Below are 16105 nucleotides of genomic sequence, written 5' to 3'. Positions count from 1 at the left end.
GTGGCGGTGAAGAGACGCGCGTCACGTCTCAGATGACGGACATCACACTGGTACGGCGCACCCGGGTCATTCAGCGCCCCGTACCGCGTAGTTGAGGACCTTCTCGCCCAGCAGGTCCTCCATTTCGTCGAGCAGCACCAGGGCGTCGCGCGACACTTCGGCGGGCTTGCGGCACTTGACCATCTCGTCGCCGATCCACGCCATGAGGGTGCTGTGGACCCAGGAGAGCTGACCCGCGATCAGGCCGGGCAGGGGGTCGTCGGCGGCGGCCTTCGTCTCGGCGGCGAGGGTCTCGGTGAGGCGGCCGAGCGCCTCCTGCTGGATCTCCCAGAGTCGGGAGCGCAGCGCGTGGGCGTCGGTGATGACCTTCATGAAGTCGGCCCAGCCCGTGAAGAGCCCGACGGACGGCGAGACGCCCTCCACGTCCGAGCGCAGCTCGCGCAGGATCGCGGCGGCGGCGGACTCCCCCGGGCGACGGCCGCGCACATGGCCGGAGAGCCGGTCGACGACGGACTCGCCCCGGTCGAGGAAGAGGTCCTCCTTGGCCGGGAAGTAGTTGTAGACGGTGTTCACGGAGACGTCCGCGGCCTCCGCGACGTCCGCGACGGTCACCGTGACGAAGCCGTGCTCCAGGAAGAGCCCCGTGGCGATGTCCGAGATCCGCTGCTTCGTCTGCCGCTTCTTGCGCTCCCTGAGTCCTTCAGCCATGCCCTCACCCTACGGCCATGGACTAGGGCCACTAAAAACTTGGAGTCATTGCAAAATTTAAAAGACTCTGTTTTTGTGGTCGCCATGGCAATCATCAGCACGGCCGGGCTCACCCGGACCTTCCGGACCAAGCGCGCCACCGTCGAAGCGGTGCGCGGCATCGACCTCACCGTCGCCCCCGGCGAGATCCTGGGCTTCCTCGGGCCGAACGGCGCGGGCAAGACGACGACGCTGCGCATGCTCACCACGCTCCTGCCGCCCACCGGCGGCGCCGCCACCGTCGCGGGCATCGACCTGGCCCGCGACCCCGCCGCCGTACGGCGCAAGATCGGTTACGTGGCCCAGTCCGGCGGCGTCGACCTGACCGTCTCCGTACGCGAGGAGCTGATCACCCAGGGGCGGCTCTACCGCCTGACGAAGCCCCAGGCCGAGGCCCGTGCCGCGGAGTTGGCCGCCGAGCTGGGTCTCGCCGAGTTCCTCGACCACACGTGCGCGACCCTCTCCGGGGGCCGGCGCAGGCGTCTCGACATCGCCATGGGGCTCATGCACCGGCCCGACGTGCTCTTCCTCGACGAGCCGACCACCGGGCTCGACCCGGGCAGCAGGGCCGACCTGTGGGCGCTGGTGCGGCGGCTGCGCGACGACCACGGCACCACCGTCGTCCTGACCACGCACTACCTCGACGAGGCCGACGCGCTCTGCGACCGCCTGGTGGTCATCGACCAGGGCGTCGTGGTCGCCGAAGGCACGCCGAGCGCGCTCAAGCTCCGGTACGGCGGCTCCATCGACGCCTCCCTCCAGGACACGTTCCTCGCGATCACCGGACGTGACCTCGCTCCGGCGGACACGACGCCCGTCGCCGTCTGACCTCCCGCCCCCCCGACTCTCCCCCGAACCCCAGGACCCCTCATGACCGCGCTGCTCTCCGACACCGCGCTGATCTTCGGGCGGTACGCCCGCCAGACCCTGCGCTCCAAGTTCCAGATCCTCTTCGGCGTCCTGATGCCGCTGCTCTACCTGCTCTTCTTCGGCCCGCTCCTGACCGGCCTGCCGCTCGGCCCGCGCGGCGACTCCTGGCAGGTGCTCGTGCCGGGGCTGCTGCTGCAACTCGGCCTCTTCGGCGCCTCGTACAGCGGTTTCGCGCTCATCATCGAGAAGCAGTTCGGCGTGGTGGAGCGGATGCGTGTGACACCGGTCAGCCGCCTCGCACTGCTGCTGGGGCGGGTGCTGCGCGATGCCGCGCTCTTCGTCTTCCAGGCGGTGCTGCTGGTCCTGGCCGCCGTGGTGATGGGGCTGCGGGCCCCGCTCGCCGGCATCCTCATCGGCTTCGCGTTCGTGGGGGTCCTGACGGTCGTCCTCGCGTCCCTGTCGTACGCGCTCGCGCTGCTCGTCTCCAAGCCGCACGAGTTCGGTCCCGTCGTCAACGCGGTGAGCATGCCCTCGATGCTGCTCTCCGGCCTGATGCTGCCGATGGCGCTCGCGCCGGGCTGGCTGGACGTGCTCTCGCACCTCATGCCGTTCCGCTACCTCGTGGACGCGGTACGGGCTGCCTACGTGGGCGAGTACGCGGGCACGGCGATGCTGTACGGCGTCCTGACCGCCGCCGCGCTCGCGCTGGCGTCCGTGACGGTCGGCACACGTGTCTTCCGGAGGGCCGGCGCGTAACTAGGCTGACCTCATGGTCAATCTGACGCGCATCTACACCAGGACCGGCGACCAGGGCACCACCGCCCTCGGTGACATGAGCCGGACCGCCAAGACCGATCTGCGGATCTCGGCGTACGCCGACGCCAACGAGGCCAACGCCGCCATCGGCACGGCGATCGCCCTCGGACAGCTCGACGAAGAGGTCGTGAAGGTCCTGGTCCGGGTCCAGAACGACCTCTTCGACGTGGGCGCCGACCTGTCCACGCCGGTCGTCGAGGAGCCCAAGTACCCGCCGCTGCGCGTCGAGCAGTCCTACGTCGACAAGCTGGAGAAGGACTGCGACCGCTTCCTGGACGAGCTGGAGAAGCTGCGCAGCTTCATCCTGCCGGGCGGCACGCCCGGTGCGGCGCTGCTGCACCAGGCGTGCACGGTCGTCCGGCGGGCCGAGCGGTCGACGTGGGCGGCCTTCGAGGTGCACGGGGAGGTCATGAACCCCCTGACGGCGACCTATCTCAACCGTCTCTCCGACCTCCTGTTCATCCTGGCCCGTGCGGCCAACAAGGAGGTCGGCGACGTGCTGTGGGTGCCGGGCGGCGAGCGCTAGCCGCTTCGCCGGGCGGTCGGCCGCTCTTCGGCGGGCGCTTCGTGGTGCGTCACGGAGTTCCCCGCGTCCCTGCCGGGCCCGACCGCCGGGGCCTTCTTCGGGAAGACCGTGTACGTCCCGGCGATGATCACGTTGATGCCGATCAGCCACAGCATCCGCTGCTGCCAGGCCCGCAGCGACCCGATGTCCCCGTCGTCCCCGACGTACCAGACCGCTCCCTGCAACAGCGCCATGGCGATCAGTCCCGCCAGGATCCAGCGGGCGGCGATCTTCCACTCGTGGACCGCGCGGGCCACGCCGTACTTCGGGGTCGACGGCGGCGGGCCGCCCGCGAAGCGGTGGGCGACGCGGACGTCCACCCACTTGATCGTGTAGTGGCCGAGCGCGACGGAGTAGCCGATGTAGACGGCGGCGAGTCCGTGCTTCCAGTCCGGCTCCGCGCCGTTCTTCAGGTCGATCGCGGTCACGACGAGCAGGACGACCTCGAGAACCGGCTCGCACAGCAGGACGGCGGCACCGGTGCGCGGCATCTTCGCCGCGTAGCGCAGGGCAAGGCCGCCGGCCAGCAGCACCCAGAAGCCGACCTCGCAGATGATGATCAGCGTGACGATCACGGTTCGCTCCTCTCGGTCACCTTTCCAGGCTCCCGCCCCCGAGCGCGCTGATCGTCGTCGTCAGTGACGAAACCCGACTGCATCCTTCGATGTAGCGCGCGGTTCCTCCCCCAGGATCAGGCATGGCCCCCGCACGCCGTGTTGGATGGGTGCATGGCCCCGCTCCTCCCCCGCCCGCACCGCGTCGACGTACGGATCTCCGTGGCCAGCGCGCTCGCCGGGCTCGTGTTCTGGGGGCTCGGTCTCGAGATGCAGACCGACCGGCCGCTCGGCCCCGCCTGGGGGCTCGCCCCGCTCTTCGTGCTCGCGGGCCTCGAGCTGCTGCGCAGGAGCAGGCCGCAGTTCGCCCTGGCCGTGGGCACGGTCGCCCTGGTCGCCGACCAGTTCACGGCCGGCAACCTCGCCTCGGTCATGATGTTCACGGACATCATGTACGCGGCCGTGGTGTACGGGACTCCGGCCGCCGCCCGGCGCATCCCGGTGACCACCGGGCTGATCACGGTGGCGGTGACCATCGGGTTCCTTGCCTGGTGGAAGGAGCCGGAGGCGCTCCTCATCGGCGTGGTCACCGGCCTGGTGTCCTTCGCCCCCGCCACCACCGGCGTCCTCGTCCGCACCCACCGCGAGGCCGCCGGCGCCGCGCGCCTGCGGGCCGAGCAGACCGCGCTGCTCGCCGAGATGGACCGCGTCCAGGCGATCACGGCCGAGCGGGCCCGGATGGCCCGCGAGCTGCACGACATGGTGGCCAACCACCTCTCGGCGATCGCCATCCACTCCACGGCCGCGCTCTCCCTGGACGACCCGAAGACCACCCGCGACGCCCTCGCCGTCATCCGCGAGAACAGCGTCGAGGGCCTGGCCGAGATGCGCCGCCTCATCGGGATCCTCCGGGACTCCAGCGAGGACAGGGAGCCGGCGGCCACCCCCACCCTGATCGGCCTCGGCGCCCTGGTGGGCAACGCCCGTACCAATGGTCTGGACGTCACCCTCGACGACACCCGCACCCCGGAAGACTCCAAGCTCCCCGCCCCGGTGGAGCTCGCGGCGTACCGCATCGTCCAGGAGTCCCTGACCAACGCCCTCAAGCACGCCTCGCCCGGCCTGGTGACCGTGACGCTCACCCAGCGGCGCCGCTCCCTCGACGTCCTGGTGACCAGCCCGTACGACTCGCCCTCGGGACCGCGCGCCCCCGGCTCCGGAGCCGGCCTCGTCGGCATGCGCGAGCGCACCGAACTCCTCGACGGGACCTTCGGGTCGGGTCCGGAGAGCGGCCCGGACGGCAAGGTGTGGATCGTGCGGGCGACGCTGCCGGTGGACCCCCTGGACCTCGACCCCGCAGATGAAGGAGTGACCGAATGATCCGCGTGCTCGTCGCCGAGGACCAGTCAGCCGTACGGGCGGGGCTCGTCCTGATCCTGCGCAGCGCCCCGGACATCGAAGTGGTCGCGGAGGCCTCGGACGGCGAGGAAGCGGTGGCGCTCACCCGTGAACTGCGGCCCGATCTGGTCCTCATGGACATCCAGATGCCGCGCCTGGACGGCGTCTCGGCGACCCGGCAGGTCGTCGCCGAGGAGCTCGCGGACGTGCTCGTCCTGACCACCTTCGACCTCGACGAGTACGTCTTCGGCGCGCTGCGCGCGGGCGCATCCGGCTTCCTCCTGAAGAACACCGAGGCCAAGGACCTCCTGGAGGCGGTCCGTGCGGTCGGCCGCGGCGAGGGCCTGATCGCCCCGGCCGTCACCCGGCGGCTGATCGCCGAGTTCGCGGCGCCCAGGACCGCGCGCCCCCGGCGGGCGAACGGACCCGATCCCGCCATCCTCGACACCCTCACGCGACGCGAGCGCGAGGTCCTCGCGTGCCTCGGCGAGGGGCTGTCGAACGCGGAGATCGCGGGGCGCCTCGACATGGCGGAGGCGACGGTGAAGACCCACGTCAGCCGACTGCTCGGCAAGCTGGAGCTGCGCAGCAGGGTCCAAGCGGCCGTGTTGGCACAGGAGTTGGGTGTATGAGCCCGGCTGCACCGGTTTCGACCGGTGCGATCCGGCCATTGGTTCAGACCTCTTGACCGCTGGTCCAGACCTTTCTATTCTCGCGGCACTGCGGTGAGCACTCCCCCACGTGTTCACGGGCGGCGCAGGGTTCCACCCCTATGACCCCCGGATCTCACCCGAGGAGCACACAGTGCGCTTCAGACACAGAGCCGTGGCAGGCCTCACCACCCTGCTGCTCCCGCTCGCCACTTTGGTCGCGCTCGGCGGTCCCGCCGAAGCCGCACCGGAAGCCGCCCCCGCGGCCACCGCCACGTACGCCAAGACCCAGGACTGGGGCAGCGGCTTCGAGGGCAAGTGGACCGTCAAGAACACCGGCACCACCACCATCAGCGCCTGGGCCGTCGAGTGGGACTTCCCCACCGGCACGAAGGTGTCCTCCGCCTGGGACGCCACCGTCACCAACTCCGGCAACCACTGGACCGCCAAGAACCTCGGCTGGAACGGGACGCTCGCCCCCGGCGCCTCGGTCTCCTTCGGGTTCAACGGCTCGGGCGCCGGATCGCCCTCCAACTGTACGATCAACGGCGGCAGTTGTGACGGCGGCAGCGTCCCCGGCGACAACCCGCCCTCGGCCCCCGGCACCCCCACCACGTCCGACATCACCAACACCTCGGTGAAGCTGGACTGGAAGGCGGCCACCGACGACAAGGGCGTCAAGAACTACGACGTCCTGCGCGACGGCGCCAAGGTCGCGACCGTCACCGGAACGTCGTACGCCGACAGCGGTCTGACCGCCGGCACCGACTACTCCTACACGGTCCAGGCCCGCGACACCGCGGACCAGACCGGACCGGCGTCCGGCGCCGTCAAGGTGCACACCACCGGCGGCGGCACCGACCCGGGCCCCGGCCCCGGTGACAAGGTCAAGCTCGGTTACTTCGCCCAGTGGGGCGTCTACGGACGCAACTACCACGTGAAGAACATCGACACCTCGGCCTCCGCCTCCAAGATCACGCACATCAACTACGCCTTCGGCAACGTCCAGGGCGGCAAGTGCACCATCGGCGACGCCTACGCCGACTACGACAAGGCCTACACGGCCGACCAGTCGGTCGACGGCAAGGCGGACACCTGGGACCAGCCCCTGCGCGGCAACTTCAACCAGCTGCGCAAGCTCAAGGCCAAGCACCCGAACATCAAGGTCCTGTGGTCCTTCGGCGGCTGGACCTGGTCCGGCGGCTTCACCGACGCCATGAAGAACCCGGCCGCCTTCGCCAAGTCCTGCCACGACCTGGTGGAGGACCCGCGCTGGGCCGACGTCTTCGACGGCATCGACCTGGACTGGGAGTACCCCAACGCCTGCGGCCTGACCTGCGACACCAGCGGCCCGGCCGCCATGAAGAACATGATGCAGGCGTTCCGCACCGAGTTCGGCAAGGACGCCCTGGTCACCGCCGCCATCACCGCGGACGGCTCCAGCGGCGGCAAGATCGACGCGGCCGACTACGGCGGCGCCTCGCAGTACGCCGACTGGTTCAACGTGATGACGTACGACTTCTTCGGCGCGTGGGCGGCCAAGGGCCCGACGGCCCCGCACTCCCCGCTCACCTCGTACGCCGGCATCCCGCAGGAGGGCTTCACCTCCGCCGACGCGATCTCCAAGCTGAAGGCGAAGGGCGTGCCCGCGAGCAAGCTCCTGCTCGGCATCGGCTTCTACGGCCGCGGCTGGACCGGCGTCACCCAGAAGGAGCCCGGCGGCACGGCGACCGGCGCCGCGCAGGGCACGTACGAGGCGGGCATCGAGGACTACAAGGTCCTCAAGAACAGCTGCCCCGCCAACGGCACGATCGCCGGCACGGCCTACGCCCACTGCGGCACCAACTGGTGGTCCTACGACACCCCGGCCACCGTCAAGAGCAAGATGGCCTGGTCGAAGCAGCAGGGCCTGGGAGGCGCCTTCTTCTGGGAGTTCAGCGGTGACACCACCAACGGCGAGTTGGTGAGCGCCATCAACGACGGCCTGAAGTAACAGGGCCGCCGCTCCACGGACGAAGCCGGGAAGACAAGTACGCCCCTTGTCTTCCCGGCTTCTCGCGTTCTAGGCCACGTTGACCCGCTGGCCGGGAGGCGCCGCCTCCAGCCAGGCCAGGAAACCGGTCAGCGCGTCCTCGCCCATCGCGAGCTCCAGGCGGACGCCGCGGTGCAGACAGCCGAGGACGATCGCGTCCGAGAGCAGCGCGAGCTCCTCCTCGCCGTCCGGGGAGCGCCGGTCGACGACCTCGATGGCCGAGCGCTCCAGGACCCGACGGGGCCGGGGAGCGTACGAGAAGACGCGGAACCACTCGATCCGGTCGCCGTTGTAGCGGGCGACGCCGTAGCCCCAGCCCTTGCCGGACGTGTCGCCCTTCTCCGGGGCGTCCCAGCGCAGGCTGCAGTCGAAGGTGCCGCCCGAACGCTGGATGAGCCGGCGCCGGAGCCCGAAGACGAAGAGCCCCACCAACACCAGAACGACCAACACGAGTCCGCACACGAGCAGAGTGAGGATCATCGGCACCGACCTCCTCGCCTCTTCGAAACGGACCAACAGAATTGCACCCGCATTGCCTCAGCCGCGACCCGGTCCGGATTGCTCCGGACCTGGCCGCGGCTGAGTCACGTCAAACGCCGTCGCGCCGGTTTCAGCGCGACGCCACCGCCCGCAGTCGGACGTCCGCGCGACGCTCGGCGGAGGCGTCGGCCTCCGACTTCGCGCGCTCGAGCGCCCGCTCCGCACGCTGGACATCGATCTCGTCCGACAGCTCGACGATCTCAGCAAGCAGTGACAGCTTGTTGTCCGCGAAGGAGATGAACCCTCCGTGGACGGCCGCGACGACGGTGTCGCCGTCGCTCGTACGAATGGTCACCGGGCCCGACTCCAGCACACCGAGCAGCGGCTGGTGACCGGGCATGACGCCGATGTCGCCGGACGTGGTGCGCGCGACGACCAGGGTGGCCTCGCCGGACCAGACACTGCGGTCCGCGGCGACCAGCTCGACATGCAGCTCAGCAGCCAAGGGTGGCTCCTCGGGTCACCACCCGGCGGCTTCGCCGGGTGTTGGGTCAAATTCTAGTGGGCGTATCGGGAGGGGCGGGACCGGCCCACCCCTCCCGTGAGTCATGGACTCAGGAGACGCCGAGCTCCTTGGCCTTCGCCTTCAGGTCCTCGATGCCACCGCACATGAAGAACGCCTGCTCGGGGAAGTGGTCGTACTCACCGTCGATGATCGAGTTGAACGCGGCGATCGACTCGTCGAGCGGCACGTCCGAACCGTCCAGGCCGGTGAACTGCTTGGCGGCGTGGGTGTTCTGCGACAGGAAGCGCTCGACGCGACGGGCGCGCTGAACGACCAGCTTGTCCTCTTCGCTGAGCTCGTCGATGCCGAGGATCGCGATGATGTCCTGGAGGTCCTTGTACTTCTGCAGGATGCCCTTGACGCGCATGGCGGCGTCGTAGTGGTCCTGCGCGATGTAGCGCGGGTCCAGGATGCGGGACGTCGAGTCCAGCGGGTCCACCGCCGGGTAGATGCCCTTCTCCGAGATCGGACGCGACAGCACGGTCGTCGCGTCGAGGTGCGCGAAGGTCGTGGCCGGGGCCGGGTCGGTGAGGTCGTCCGCGGGGACGTAGATCGCCTGCATCGAGGTGATCGAGTGACCACGCGTCGAGGTGATGCGCTCCTGGAGGAGGCCCATCTCGTCGGCCAGGTTCGGCTGGTAACCCACCGCGGAGGGCATACGGCCGAGCAGGGTCGAGACCTCGGAACCGGCCTGCGTGAAGCGGAAGATGTTGTCGATGAAGAACAGCACGTCCTGCTTCTGCACATCGCGGAAGTACTCCGCCATGGTCAGACCGGCCAGGGCGACGCGCAGACGCGTGCCCGGCGGCTCGTCCATCTGGCCGAAGACCAGGGCGGTCTTGTCCAGAACGCCCGACTCTTCCATCTCGTCGATGAGGTCGTTGCCCTCACGGGTGCGCTCGCCGACGCCGGCGAACACGGAAACGCCCTCGTGCAGCTTGGCCACACGCATGATCATTTCCTGGATGAGGACGGTCTTGCCGACGCCCGCTCCACCGAACAGACCGATCTTTCCACCCTTGACGTACGGGGTGAGAAGGTCGACGACCTTCAGGCCGGTCTCGAACATCTCGGTCTTCGACTCGAGCTGGTCGAAGGCCGGGGCCTTGCGGTGGATCGGCCAGCGCTCGGTGACGTCGGCCTCGGCCTCGGGGTGGTTCAGGATCGCACCGAGGGTGTTGAACACCTTGCCCTTGGTGATGTCACCGACGGGGACGGTGATGCCCGCGCCCGTGTCGGTCACCGCGGCCTGGCGGACCAGGCCGTCGGTGGGCTGCATGGAGATCGCGCGGACGATGCCGTCGCCGAGGTGCTGGGCGACCTCGAGCGTCAGCGTCTTCTTCTCGCCGTCCTTGGCCGGGTCGGCCACCTCGACGTGAAGCGCGTTGTAGATGTCCGGCATCGCGTCGACGGGGAACTCCACGTCGACGACCGGGCCGATCACCCGGGCGACGCGGCCCGTGGCAACGGCCGTATCAACAGTGGTCGTCATTACTTGTCACTCCCCGCGGTCGCGTCGGCCAGGGCACTGGAGCCACCGACGATCTCGCTGATTTCCTGGGTGATTTCGGCCTGGCGGGCCGCGTTGGCAGAACGGGTGAGGGCGTTGATCAGGTCACCCGCGTTGTCGGTCGCCGACTTCATCGCGCGGCGCGTGGCGGCGTGCTTGGAAGCAGCCGACTGGAGCAGCGCGTTGTAGATCCGGCTCTCGACGTAGCGCGGCAGCAGGGCGTCGAGGACGTCCTCCGCCGACGGCTCGAAGTCGTACAGCGGGCGGGCCTCGTCACTCTGGCCCGCCTCCTCGGCGACCTTGTCGAGGCTGAGCGGGAGCAACCGGGAACCGGTCGCTTCCTGCGTCATCATCGAGATGAACTCGGTGTAGACGATGTGGAGCTCGTCCACGCCGCCCTCGGCCGTGTCCGTCTCGATGGCCTCGATCAGGGGTGCGGCGATCTCCTTGGCGTCCGAGTAGGAAGGGGCATCCGTGAAGCCCGTCCACTGCCCGGCGATCTTCCGCTCACGGAAGTTGTAGTGCGCGATGCCACGGCGGCCGACGATGTACGTGTCGACCTCCTTGCCCTCGCCCTTCAACTTCTCCGTGAGCTTCTCCGCACCCTTGATGGCGTTGGAGTTGAAGGCGCCGGCCAGACCGCGGTCGCTCGAGAGGAGCAGGACAGCGGCCCGGGTCGGAGCCTCGGCCTCGGTGGTCAGCGGGTGCTTGTCGTTGGCACCCGTGGCCACCGCGGTGACCGCGCGGGTGAGCTCGGTCGCGTACGGAGTGGAGGCGGTCACCTTGCGCTGTGCCTTGACGACACGCGAGGCGGCGATCATCTCCATCGCCTTGGTGATCTTCTTGGTCGCGGTGACGGATTTGATGCGACGCTTGTAGACCCGGAGCTGGGCTCCCATGAGTCAGGTCCCTTCCGTCGTCACTTGGACGCGTCGACGGCGGCCGGAGCGTCCTCGCCGAGCAGCTTGCCGTCCGAGGTCTCGAACTGCTTCTTGAACTCGGCGACGGCGTCGGCGATGGCCGTGATCGTGTCGTCGGACATCTTGCCGCCCTCCTTGATGGAGGTCATCAGGCCCTGCTCCTTGCGGTGCAGGTACTCGAGCAGCTCGCGCTCGAAGCGCCGGATGTCGGCGACCGGTACCTCGTCCATGCGGCCCGTGGTGCCGGCCCAGATCGAGATGACCTGGTCCTCGGTGGCCATCGGCTGGTACTGAGCCTGCTTGAGCAGCTCGACCATGCGCGAACCACGCTCGAGGGAGGCCTTCGACGCGGCGTCCAGGTCGGAACCGAAGGCGGCGAACGCCTCCAGCTCGCGGTACTGGGCGAGGTCCACGCGGAGCCGTCCTGACACCTGGCGGATCGCCTTGTGCTGGGCGGAGCCACCGACACGGGAGACCGAGATACCGACGTTCAGGGCCGGACGCTGACCGGCGTTGAACAGGTCGGACTCCAGGAAGCACTGGCCGTCGGTGATGGAGATGACGTTGGTCGGGATGAACGCCGACACGTCGTTCGCCTTGGTCTCGACGATCGGGAGACCCGTCATCGAGCCCTTGCCCATCTCGTCCGACAGCTTCGCGCAGCGCTCGAGCAGACGCGAGTGCAGGTAGAAGACGTCACCCGGGTAGGCCTCGCGCCCCGGCGGGCGGCGGAGCAGCAGGGACACGGCGCGGTAGGCGTCGGCCTGCTTCGAGAGGTCGTCGAAGATGATGAGGACGTGCTTGCCCTCGTACATCCACTGCTGGCCGATGGCCGAGCCGGTGTAGGGCGCCAGGTACTTGAAGCCCGCCGGGTCGGACGCCGGGGCGGCGACGATGGTCGTGTACTCCAGCGCGCCGGCCTCTTCGAGGGCACCGCGCACGGAGGCGATGGTGGAGCCCTTCTGACCGACGGCGACGTAGATGCAGCGCACCTGCTTGTTCACGTCGCCCGAGCGCCAGTTGTCGCGCTGGTTGATGATCGTGTCGACGGCCAGGGCGGTCTTGCCCGTCTGGCGGTCGCCGATGATCAGCTGACGCTGGCCACGGCCGATCGGGGTCATCGCGTCGACGGCCTTGTAGCCGGTCTCCATCGGCTCGTGGACCGACTTGCGGTCCATGACCGTGGGGGCCTGCAGCTCGAGGGCGCGGCGTCCGGACGTCTCGATCTCGCCGAGGCCGTCGATCGGGGCGCCGAGCGGGTCGACGACACGGCCGAGGTAGCCCTCGCCCACCGCGACCGACAGGACCTCGCCGGTACGGGTGACCGGCTGGCCCTCTTCGATGCCACTGAACTCGCCGAGGACGACGGCGCCGATCTCGCGCTCCTCAAGGTTGAGGGCGAGACCGAGGGTGCCGTCCTCGAACTTCAGCAGCTCGTTGGCCATGGCCGAGGGCAGGCCCTCGACCTTCGCGATGCCGTCACCGGCAACGGTGACCGAACCGACCTCCTCGCGCGAGGCCGCGTCCGGCTTGTACGCCTGGACAAAGTTCTCCAGTGCGTCCCGGATCTCCTCCGGCCGGATCGTGAGCTCCGCCATCTGGGTTCCCTGCTCTCCTTGTTGGGCCCGAAGTTTCACTTTGGGGGTCTGGGGACTCCCCCCAAGTAAGAGGTGAATCCTCTGCACGGCCCAACTAGGGCCGTCATTCCTACGTTTTGAGTTACTGCTAGCTCGCCATGCGGCGGTGCGCGTCCTCGAGGCGGTCCGCGATGCTGCCGTTGATGATCTCGTCGCCCACCTGCACCGTGATCCCGCCGAGGACCGAGGGGTCCACGTCGAGGTTCAGGTGCATCTGGCGGCCGTAGACCTTCGCGAGGACGGCACCGAGGCGCTGCTTCTGCCGGTCCGAAAGCGGAACGGCGGAGGTGACGACGGCGACCATCCGGTCCCGGCGGTCCGCGGCCAGCTTGGAGAGGGACTCGAGTCCCGCCTCCAGGCTACGTCCACGGGGCGCGGTCACGAGGCGCTCGACGAGCCGCTCCGTGACCTCGTTGGCCCGGCCACCGAGCAGGCTGCGCAGCAGCTCGCTCTTGGCCGCACCCGTGGCGGCGCGGTCGGTCAGCGCCGAGCGGAGGCCGGTGTTCGAGGAGACGATCCGGCCGAACCGGAACAGCTCGTCCTCGACGTCGTCCAGCGCGCCGGACTTCTGCGCGCCGGTCAGGTCGGCGAGGTTGGTGAGCTCCTCGAGGGCGTCCACCAGGTCACGCGACTGCGACCAGCGCGAGCGGACCATGCCGGCCACCAGGTCGGCGGTCTCGCCGCTCACCTGCCCGCCGAGCAGGCGCCCGGCGAGCTCCGCCTTGGCCTCACCGGACTGCGACGGGTCGGTCAGGACCCGGCGCAGGGAGACCTCACGGCTGAACAGCGCGGTGACCGAGGCCAGCTCGTCCGCGAGCCGCTTCACGTCCACCGAGGTGTTGTCGGTCAGCGCGTCGAGACGCTCGCGCGCGGCCGCGACGGCCTCGCGGCTGGCTCCGTGCGCTGTCATCGAGCCGCCTCGGCCTTCTCCTCGAGCTCGTCGAGGAAACGGTCGATGGTGCGGCTCTGCCGTGCGGAGTCCTCCAGGGACTCGCCGACGAGCTTGCCCGCCAGGTCGGTGGCCAGCTGGCCCACGTCCTGACGCAGCGACTGCGCGGCGGCCTTGCGGTCGGCGGCGAGCTGCGCGTGGCCTGCGGCCACGATCTCCTCGCGCTGACGCTGGCCTTCGGCGCGCATCTCGGCGATGAGCTGGGCGCCCTGCTCCTGCGCCTCCTGGCGCAGACGCGCGGCCTCGTGCCGAGCCTCGGCGAGCTGAGCCTTGTACTGCTCGAGCACGCTCTGGGCCTCGGTCTGAGCGGCCTCGGCCTTCTCGATACCGCCCTCGATCGCCTCCCGGCGCTCTTCCAGAACCTTGTTGATGTTCGGGAGGAGCTTCTTCCAGAAGAAGAAGAAGACGATGGCGAAGGCGATGGTGCCGACGAGCAGCTCGGGGCCCGGCGGAATGAGCGGGTTCTGCTCCTCCGCATGCTCGGCCGCCAGCTGTACCAGGTTGGCGATCACATCAGTGCCTTTCGTCGAACGGGGCTAATCGTCTTGGGCGATCAGGAGCCGTAGACGAACGGCATGACGATGCCGATGAGGGCGAGCGCCTCACAGAAGGCGAAGCCGAGGATCTGGTTGGCACGGATCAGACCAGCGGCTTCGGGCTGCCGGGCCAGAGCCTCGGTGCCCTTACCGAAGACGATGCCAACACCGATGCCGGGGCCGATCGCGGCGAGACCGTAACCAATGGAGCCGAGGGCCTTGAGGTCACCGGTGACGGCGGCGAGTTCGAGAGTCGCGGACATGCCGTTACTTCCTTCTCTTTCATGGACCGGTGGGGGTTGGCCACCGGGCGCTTTAGGGGTTGCGGAGGGGCTCAGTGGTGCTCGGCGAGAGCGCCCTGAATGTACGAGCAGGCAAGGAGCACGAAGACGTACGCCTGAACGGCCTGCACGAAGAGTTCGAAGAGGATCATGCCGATCGTCATCGCGAAGGAGACGCCGGCCGCGGGGATCAGCCAGCTGTTCAGCAGGTACCAGGAGGCGACGGTGAACATCACCAGCATCAGGTGACCGGCGAACATGTTGGCGAAGAGTCGCACCGCGTGCGTGAAGGGACGCACAAGCAGGTTCGAGAAGAACTCGATGAACGACACGAGCCACTTGATCGGACCGAGTGAGTTGTCGTAACCGGTGATGTTCTTCCAGCCACCGACGAAGCCATGCTTCTTGAAGGTGAGCGGCACCCAGATCAGGTAGACGATGACCGCCAGAACCACCGGGTAGGCGAAGATCGACGCGACCGGGAACTGTGCGAGCGGGATCACCGACCAGATGTTCATGATCCAGATGAAGAAGAAGAGCGACACCATGAGCGGGACGTACTTCTCGCCGTCCTTCTTGCCCATCGTCTCGTAGACGATGCCGCGGCGAACGAAGTCGTAACCGGCCTCGCCCACCATCTGCAGCTTGCCCGGAACAACCTTGGCCTTGCCGAACGCCGCGTAGAAGAAGGTGACAACGACGAGCGTGGCCAGCAAGGCAAGGAGCATCACCTTGTTGAACTCGAACCCACCGACGGTGAAGATCGGCTTGAAGAGGAACGAGTGCAGGCCCGGAGCCGGGAAGCCGCAGCCGTTGTCGGACATGATCCGACAGCTCCAATTGAAGGCGAGCTCAGTTTGGTCAGCACTCACCGCGGGCTCCTTCGGCGTGACGCATAGGTACGGCAACCTCGTTGTCGTGTCGGCGCGGCGCGCAGCCGCGATTCGGCACCAGACTGGTGTTTCGGATGTGGGCGCGGCGTTCAGGCATCGAGCCTCGCGAACGTGCAGGCGTCAGCTCAGATGCCCGCGCCAGCAGTGCCGCAGTTGGCACCGGACGATAGCAGCATCTCGAACGTGCATTTATCCCGGCCCTACCCTTCACGTGGAGGACCCCGACTTCTCCGGCTTGTCGTTCTGCTCGGAGTGGGGTTCAACGTAAAGGATCTTGGCCTTCATGTGTGCACGAGCCTGTGCGGCCATCCACGTAACCGTCGCGACCACGAGGGCGACAGCGAAGGCCTTCGGGTTGAAGAGCGTGGTGTCCTTGAACAGGCTCATGAAGACGAGGAGCAGCAGGAGTTGCGCGACGTAGAGCATCAAGCCCATCGCCTGGAACAACTGCGGAAGCGATTTCGCCGTGCGTTGCAGTACGAACAACCCGAGCCCCATGAAGGCAATGACCACCAAGGTGCCGACGACCGCGCCGAGCGCTCCCTTGCCGCCCGCGACCACGGCGCTCACCGCAGCGGTGATCGCACCGGCGGCAGCAGTGGGCACGGCGGACTGAAGGAGAGTTCGGGTGTCTTGAGACGGCATGGCGGCGCTCCGCTTACTGATGGGGGCAGGGTGTCGTCATGGACGAGCGTAGTCCGG

Annotated in this window: 18 protein-coding genes; 6 read left to right on the top strand and 12 right to left on the bottom strand. The window is 68.6% G+C overall.

What is annotated here, in order from left to right; translation table 11 throughout:
- Positions 1–66 precede the first annotated feature (66 nt).
- A complete protein-coding gene (locus tag QBL25_RS27900) occupies positions 67–708 on the bottom strand; it encodes a TetR/AcrR family transcriptional regulator (protein WP_409059712.1) in 642 nt (213 codons plus the stop codon).
- A gap of 84 nt (positions 709–792) precedes the next feature.
- On the opposite strand from QBL25_RS27900, the gene QBL25_RS27895 reads away from it, so the two are divergent.
- The 3 genes from QBL25_RS27895 to QBL25_RS27885 are packed head-to-tail and all read left to right on the top strand — an operon-like array spanning position 793 to position 2959.
- The gene (locus QBL25_RS27895; RefSeq protein ID WP_409059711.1) at positions 793–1575 is read left to right on the top strand and encodes an ABC transporter ATP-binding protein; all 783 of its coding nucleotides are present in this window, start codon (positions 793–795) and stop codon (positions 1573–1575) included.
- A 42-nt stretch (positions 1576–1617) separates the two neighbouring features.
- Entirely contained in the window at positions 1618–2373 is a 756-nt protein-coding gene (locus QBL25_RS27890; RefSeq protein ID WP_409059710.1) for an ABC transporter permease, read from the top strand.
- Between the two features lie 13 nt (positions 2374–2386).
- A complete protein-coding gene (locus tag QBL25_RS27885) occupies positions 2387–2959 on the top strand; it encodes a cob(I)yrinic acid a,c-diamide adenosyltransferase (RefSeq protein WP_409059709.1) in 573 nt (190 codons plus the stop codon).
- On the opposite strand, the gene QBL25_RS27880 is transcribed toward QBL25_RS27885, so the two are convergent.
- A complete protein-coding gene (locus QBL25_RS27880) occupies positions 2956–3573 on the bottom strand; it encodes a hypothetical protein (protein ID WP_409059708.1) in 618 nt (205 codons plus the stop codon). The two genes, QBL25_RS27885 and QBL25_RS27880, sit on opposite strands and share 4 nt — an antisense overlap.
- Positions 3574–3726: 153 nt before the next feature.
- Here QBL25_RS27880 and QBL25_RS27875 point away from each other — a divergent pair, with 153 nt between their 5' ends.
- The 3 genes from QBL25_RS27875 (at position 3727) to QBL25_RS27865 (ending at position 7593) form a co-directional block, all read left to right on the top strand.
- Positions 3727–4932, top strand: coding sequence for a sensor histidine kinase (locus QBL25_RS27875; RefSeq protein ID WP_409059707.1), 1206 nt, complete (start codon positions 3727–3729; stop codon positions 4930–4932).
- Positions 4929–5582 carry a response regulator gene (locus QBL25_RS27870; protein ID WP_409059706.1) on the top strand — a complete coding sequence of 218 codons (654 nt, stop codon included), beginning with the start codon at positions 4929–4931 and terminating at the stop codon, positions 5580–5582. Before QBL25_RS27875 ends, QBL25_RS27870 begins: the two co-directional genes overlap by 4 nt.
- Before the next feature lie 172 nt (positions 5583–5754).
- Positions 5755–7593 (top strand): glycosyl hydrolase family 18 protein, encoded by a 1839-nt coding sequence (locus tag QBL25_RS27865; protein WP_409059705.1) that lies wholly within the window; start codon positions 5755–5757, stop codon positions 7591–7593.
- 69 nt (positions 7594–7662) lie between these two features.
- Here the strand turns inward: QBL25_RS27865 and QBL25_RS27860 are convergent, their stop codons facing one another.
- The 10 genes from QBL25_RS27860 to QBL25_RS27815 form a co-directional block, all read right to left on the bottom strand.
- On the bottom strand, positions 7663–8112 hold the full coding sequence (locus QBL25_RS27860) for a DUF2550 domain-containing protein (RefSeq protein ID WP_409059704.1): 450 nt from the start codon (positions 8110–8112) through the stop codon (positions 7663–7665).
- Positions 8113–8242: 130 nt separating this feature from the next.
- Positions 8243–8617, bottom strand: coding sequence for a F0F1 ATP synthase subunit epsilon (locus QBL25_RS27855; protein ID WP_409059703.1), 375 nt, complete (start codon positions 8615–8617; stop codon positions 8243–8245).
- Positions 8618–8726: 109 nt separating this feature from the next.
- The gene (gene atpD / locus QBL25_RS27850; RefSeq protein ID WP_409059702.1) at positions 8727–10169 is read right to left on the bottom strand and encodes a F0F1 ATP synthase subunit beta; all 1443 of its coding nucleotides are present in this window, start codon (positions 10167–10169) and stop codon (positions 8727–8729) included.
- Positions 10169–11086 carry a F0F1 ATP synthase subunit gamma gene (locus QBL25_RS27845; protein ID WP_409059701.1) on the bottom strand — a complete coding sequence of 306 codons (918 nt, stop codon included), beginning with the start codon at positions 11084–11086 and terminating at the stop codon, positions 10169–10171. Before QBL25_RS27845 ends, atpD begins: the two co-directional genes overlap by 1 nt.
- Positions 11087–11106: 20 nt before the next feature.
- Complete coding sequence (atpA, locus tag QBL25_RS27840; protein ID WP_409059700.1) at positions 11107–12705, bottom strand: F0F1 ATP synthase subunit alpha; 1599 nt, start codon at positions 12703–12705, stop codon at positions 11107–11109.
- A gap of 127 nt (positions 12706–12832) precedes the next feature.
- Positions 12833–13654 carry a F0F1 ATP synthase subunit delta gene (locus tag QBL25_RS27835; protein ID WP_409059699.1) on the bottom strand — a complete coding sequence of 274 codons (822 nt, stop codon included), beginning with the start codon at positions 13652–13654 and terminating at the stop codon, positions 12833–12835.
- The gene (locus tag QBL25_RS27830) at positions 13651–14205 is read right to left on the bottom strand and encodes a F0F1 ATP synthase subunit B (RefSeq protein ID WP_409059698.1); all 555 of its coding nucleotides are present in this window, start codon (positions 14203–14205) and stop codon (positions 13651–13653) included. Before QBL25_RS27830 ends, QBL25_RS27835 begins: the two co-directional genes overlap by 4 nt.
- A gap of 41 nt (positions 14206–14246) precedes the next feature.
- Entirely contained in the window at positions 14247–14492 is a 246-nt protein-coding gene (gene atpE, locus QBL25_RS27825) for an ATP synthase F0 subunit C (protein ID WP_365820561.1), read from the bottom strand.
- Between the two features lie 71 nt (positions 14493–14563).
- A complete protein-coding gene (gene atpB / locus QBL25_RS27820; RefSeq protein WP_409062799.1) occupies positions 14564–15334 on the bottom strand; it encodes a F0F1 ATP synthase subunit A in 771 nt (256 codons plus the stop codon).
- Positions 15335–15610: 276 nt separating this feature from the next.
- A complete protein-coding gene (locus tag QBL25_RS27815; RefSeq protein ID WP_409059697.1) occupies positions 15611–16048 on the bottom strand; it encodes a hypothetical protein in 438 nt (145 codons plus the stop codon).
- Positions 16049–16105 lie beyond the last annotated feature (57 nt).

The organism is Streptomyces sp. SYP-A7185 (assembly GCF_046103685.1).
Lineage (GTDB): Bacteria > Actinomycetota > Actinomycetes > Streptomycetales > Streptomycetaceae > Streptomyces.
This window is presented reverse-complemented; position numbering and strand designations above follow the sequence as displayed.

What these genes read in the sequence shown, in the direction of transcription:
- QBL25_RS27900 (WP_409059712.1), bottom strand. Translation starts at nt 708, where the DNA reads ATGGCTGAAGGACTCAGGGAGCGCAAGAAGCGGCAGACGAAGCAGCGG.
- QBL25_RS27895 (WP_409059711.1), top strand. Translation starts at nt 793, where the DNA reads ATGGCAATCATCAGCACGGCCGGGCTCACCCGGACCTTCCGGACCAAG.
- QBL25_RS27890 (WP_409059710.1), top strand. Translation starts at nt 1,618, where the DNA reads ATGACCGCGCTGCTCTCCGACACCGCGCTGATCTTCGGGCGGTACGCC.
- QBL25_RS27885 (WP_409059709.1), top strand. Translation starts at nt 2,387, where the DNA reads ATGGTCAATCTGACGCGCATCTACACCAGGACCGGCGACCAGGGCACC.
- QBL25_RS27875 (WP_409059707.1), top strand. Translation starts at nt 3,727, where the DNA reads ATGGCCCCGCTCCTCCCCCGCCCGCACCGCGTCGACGTACGGATCTCC.
- QBL25_RS27870 (WP_409059706.1), top strand. Translation starts at nt 4,929, where the DNA reads ATGATCCGCGTGCTCGTCGCCGAGGACCAGTCAGCCGTACGGGCGGGG.
- QBL25_RS27860 (WP_409059704.1), bottom strand. Translation starts at nt 8,112, where the DNA reads ATGATCCTCACTCTGCTCGTGTGCGGACTCGTGTTGGTCGTTCTGGTG.
- atpD (WP_409059702.1), bottom strand. Translation starts at nt 10,169, where the DNA reads ATGACGACCACTGTTGATACGGCCGTTGCCACGGGCCGCGTCGCCCGG.
- QBL25_RS27845 (WP_409059701.1), bottom strand. Translation starts at nt 11,086, where the DNA reads ATGGGAGCCCAGCTCCGGGTCTACAAGCGTCGCATCAAATCCGTCACC.
- atpA (WP_409059700.1), bottom strand. Translation starts at nt 12,705, where the DNA reads ATGGCGGAGCTCACGATCCGGCCGGAGGAGATCCGGGACGCACTGGAG.
- QBL25_RS27835 (WP_409059699.1), bottom strand. Translation starts at nt 13,654, where the DNA reads ATGACAGCGCACGGAGCCAGCCGCGAGGCCGTCGCGGCCGCGCGCGAG.
- atpE (WP_365820561.1), bottom strand. Translation starts at nt 14,492, where the DNA reads ATGTCCGCGACTCTCGAACTCGCCGCCGTCACCGGTGACCTCAAGGCC.
- atpB (WP_409062799.1), bottom strand. Translation starts at nt 15,334, where the DNA reads ATGTCCGACAACGGCTGCGGCTTCCCGGCTCCGGGCCTGCACTCGTTC.
- QBL25_RS27815 (WP_409059697.1), bottom strand. Translation starts at nt 16,048, where the DNA reads ATGCCGTCTCAAGACACCCGAACTCTCCTTCAGTCCGCCGTGCCCACT.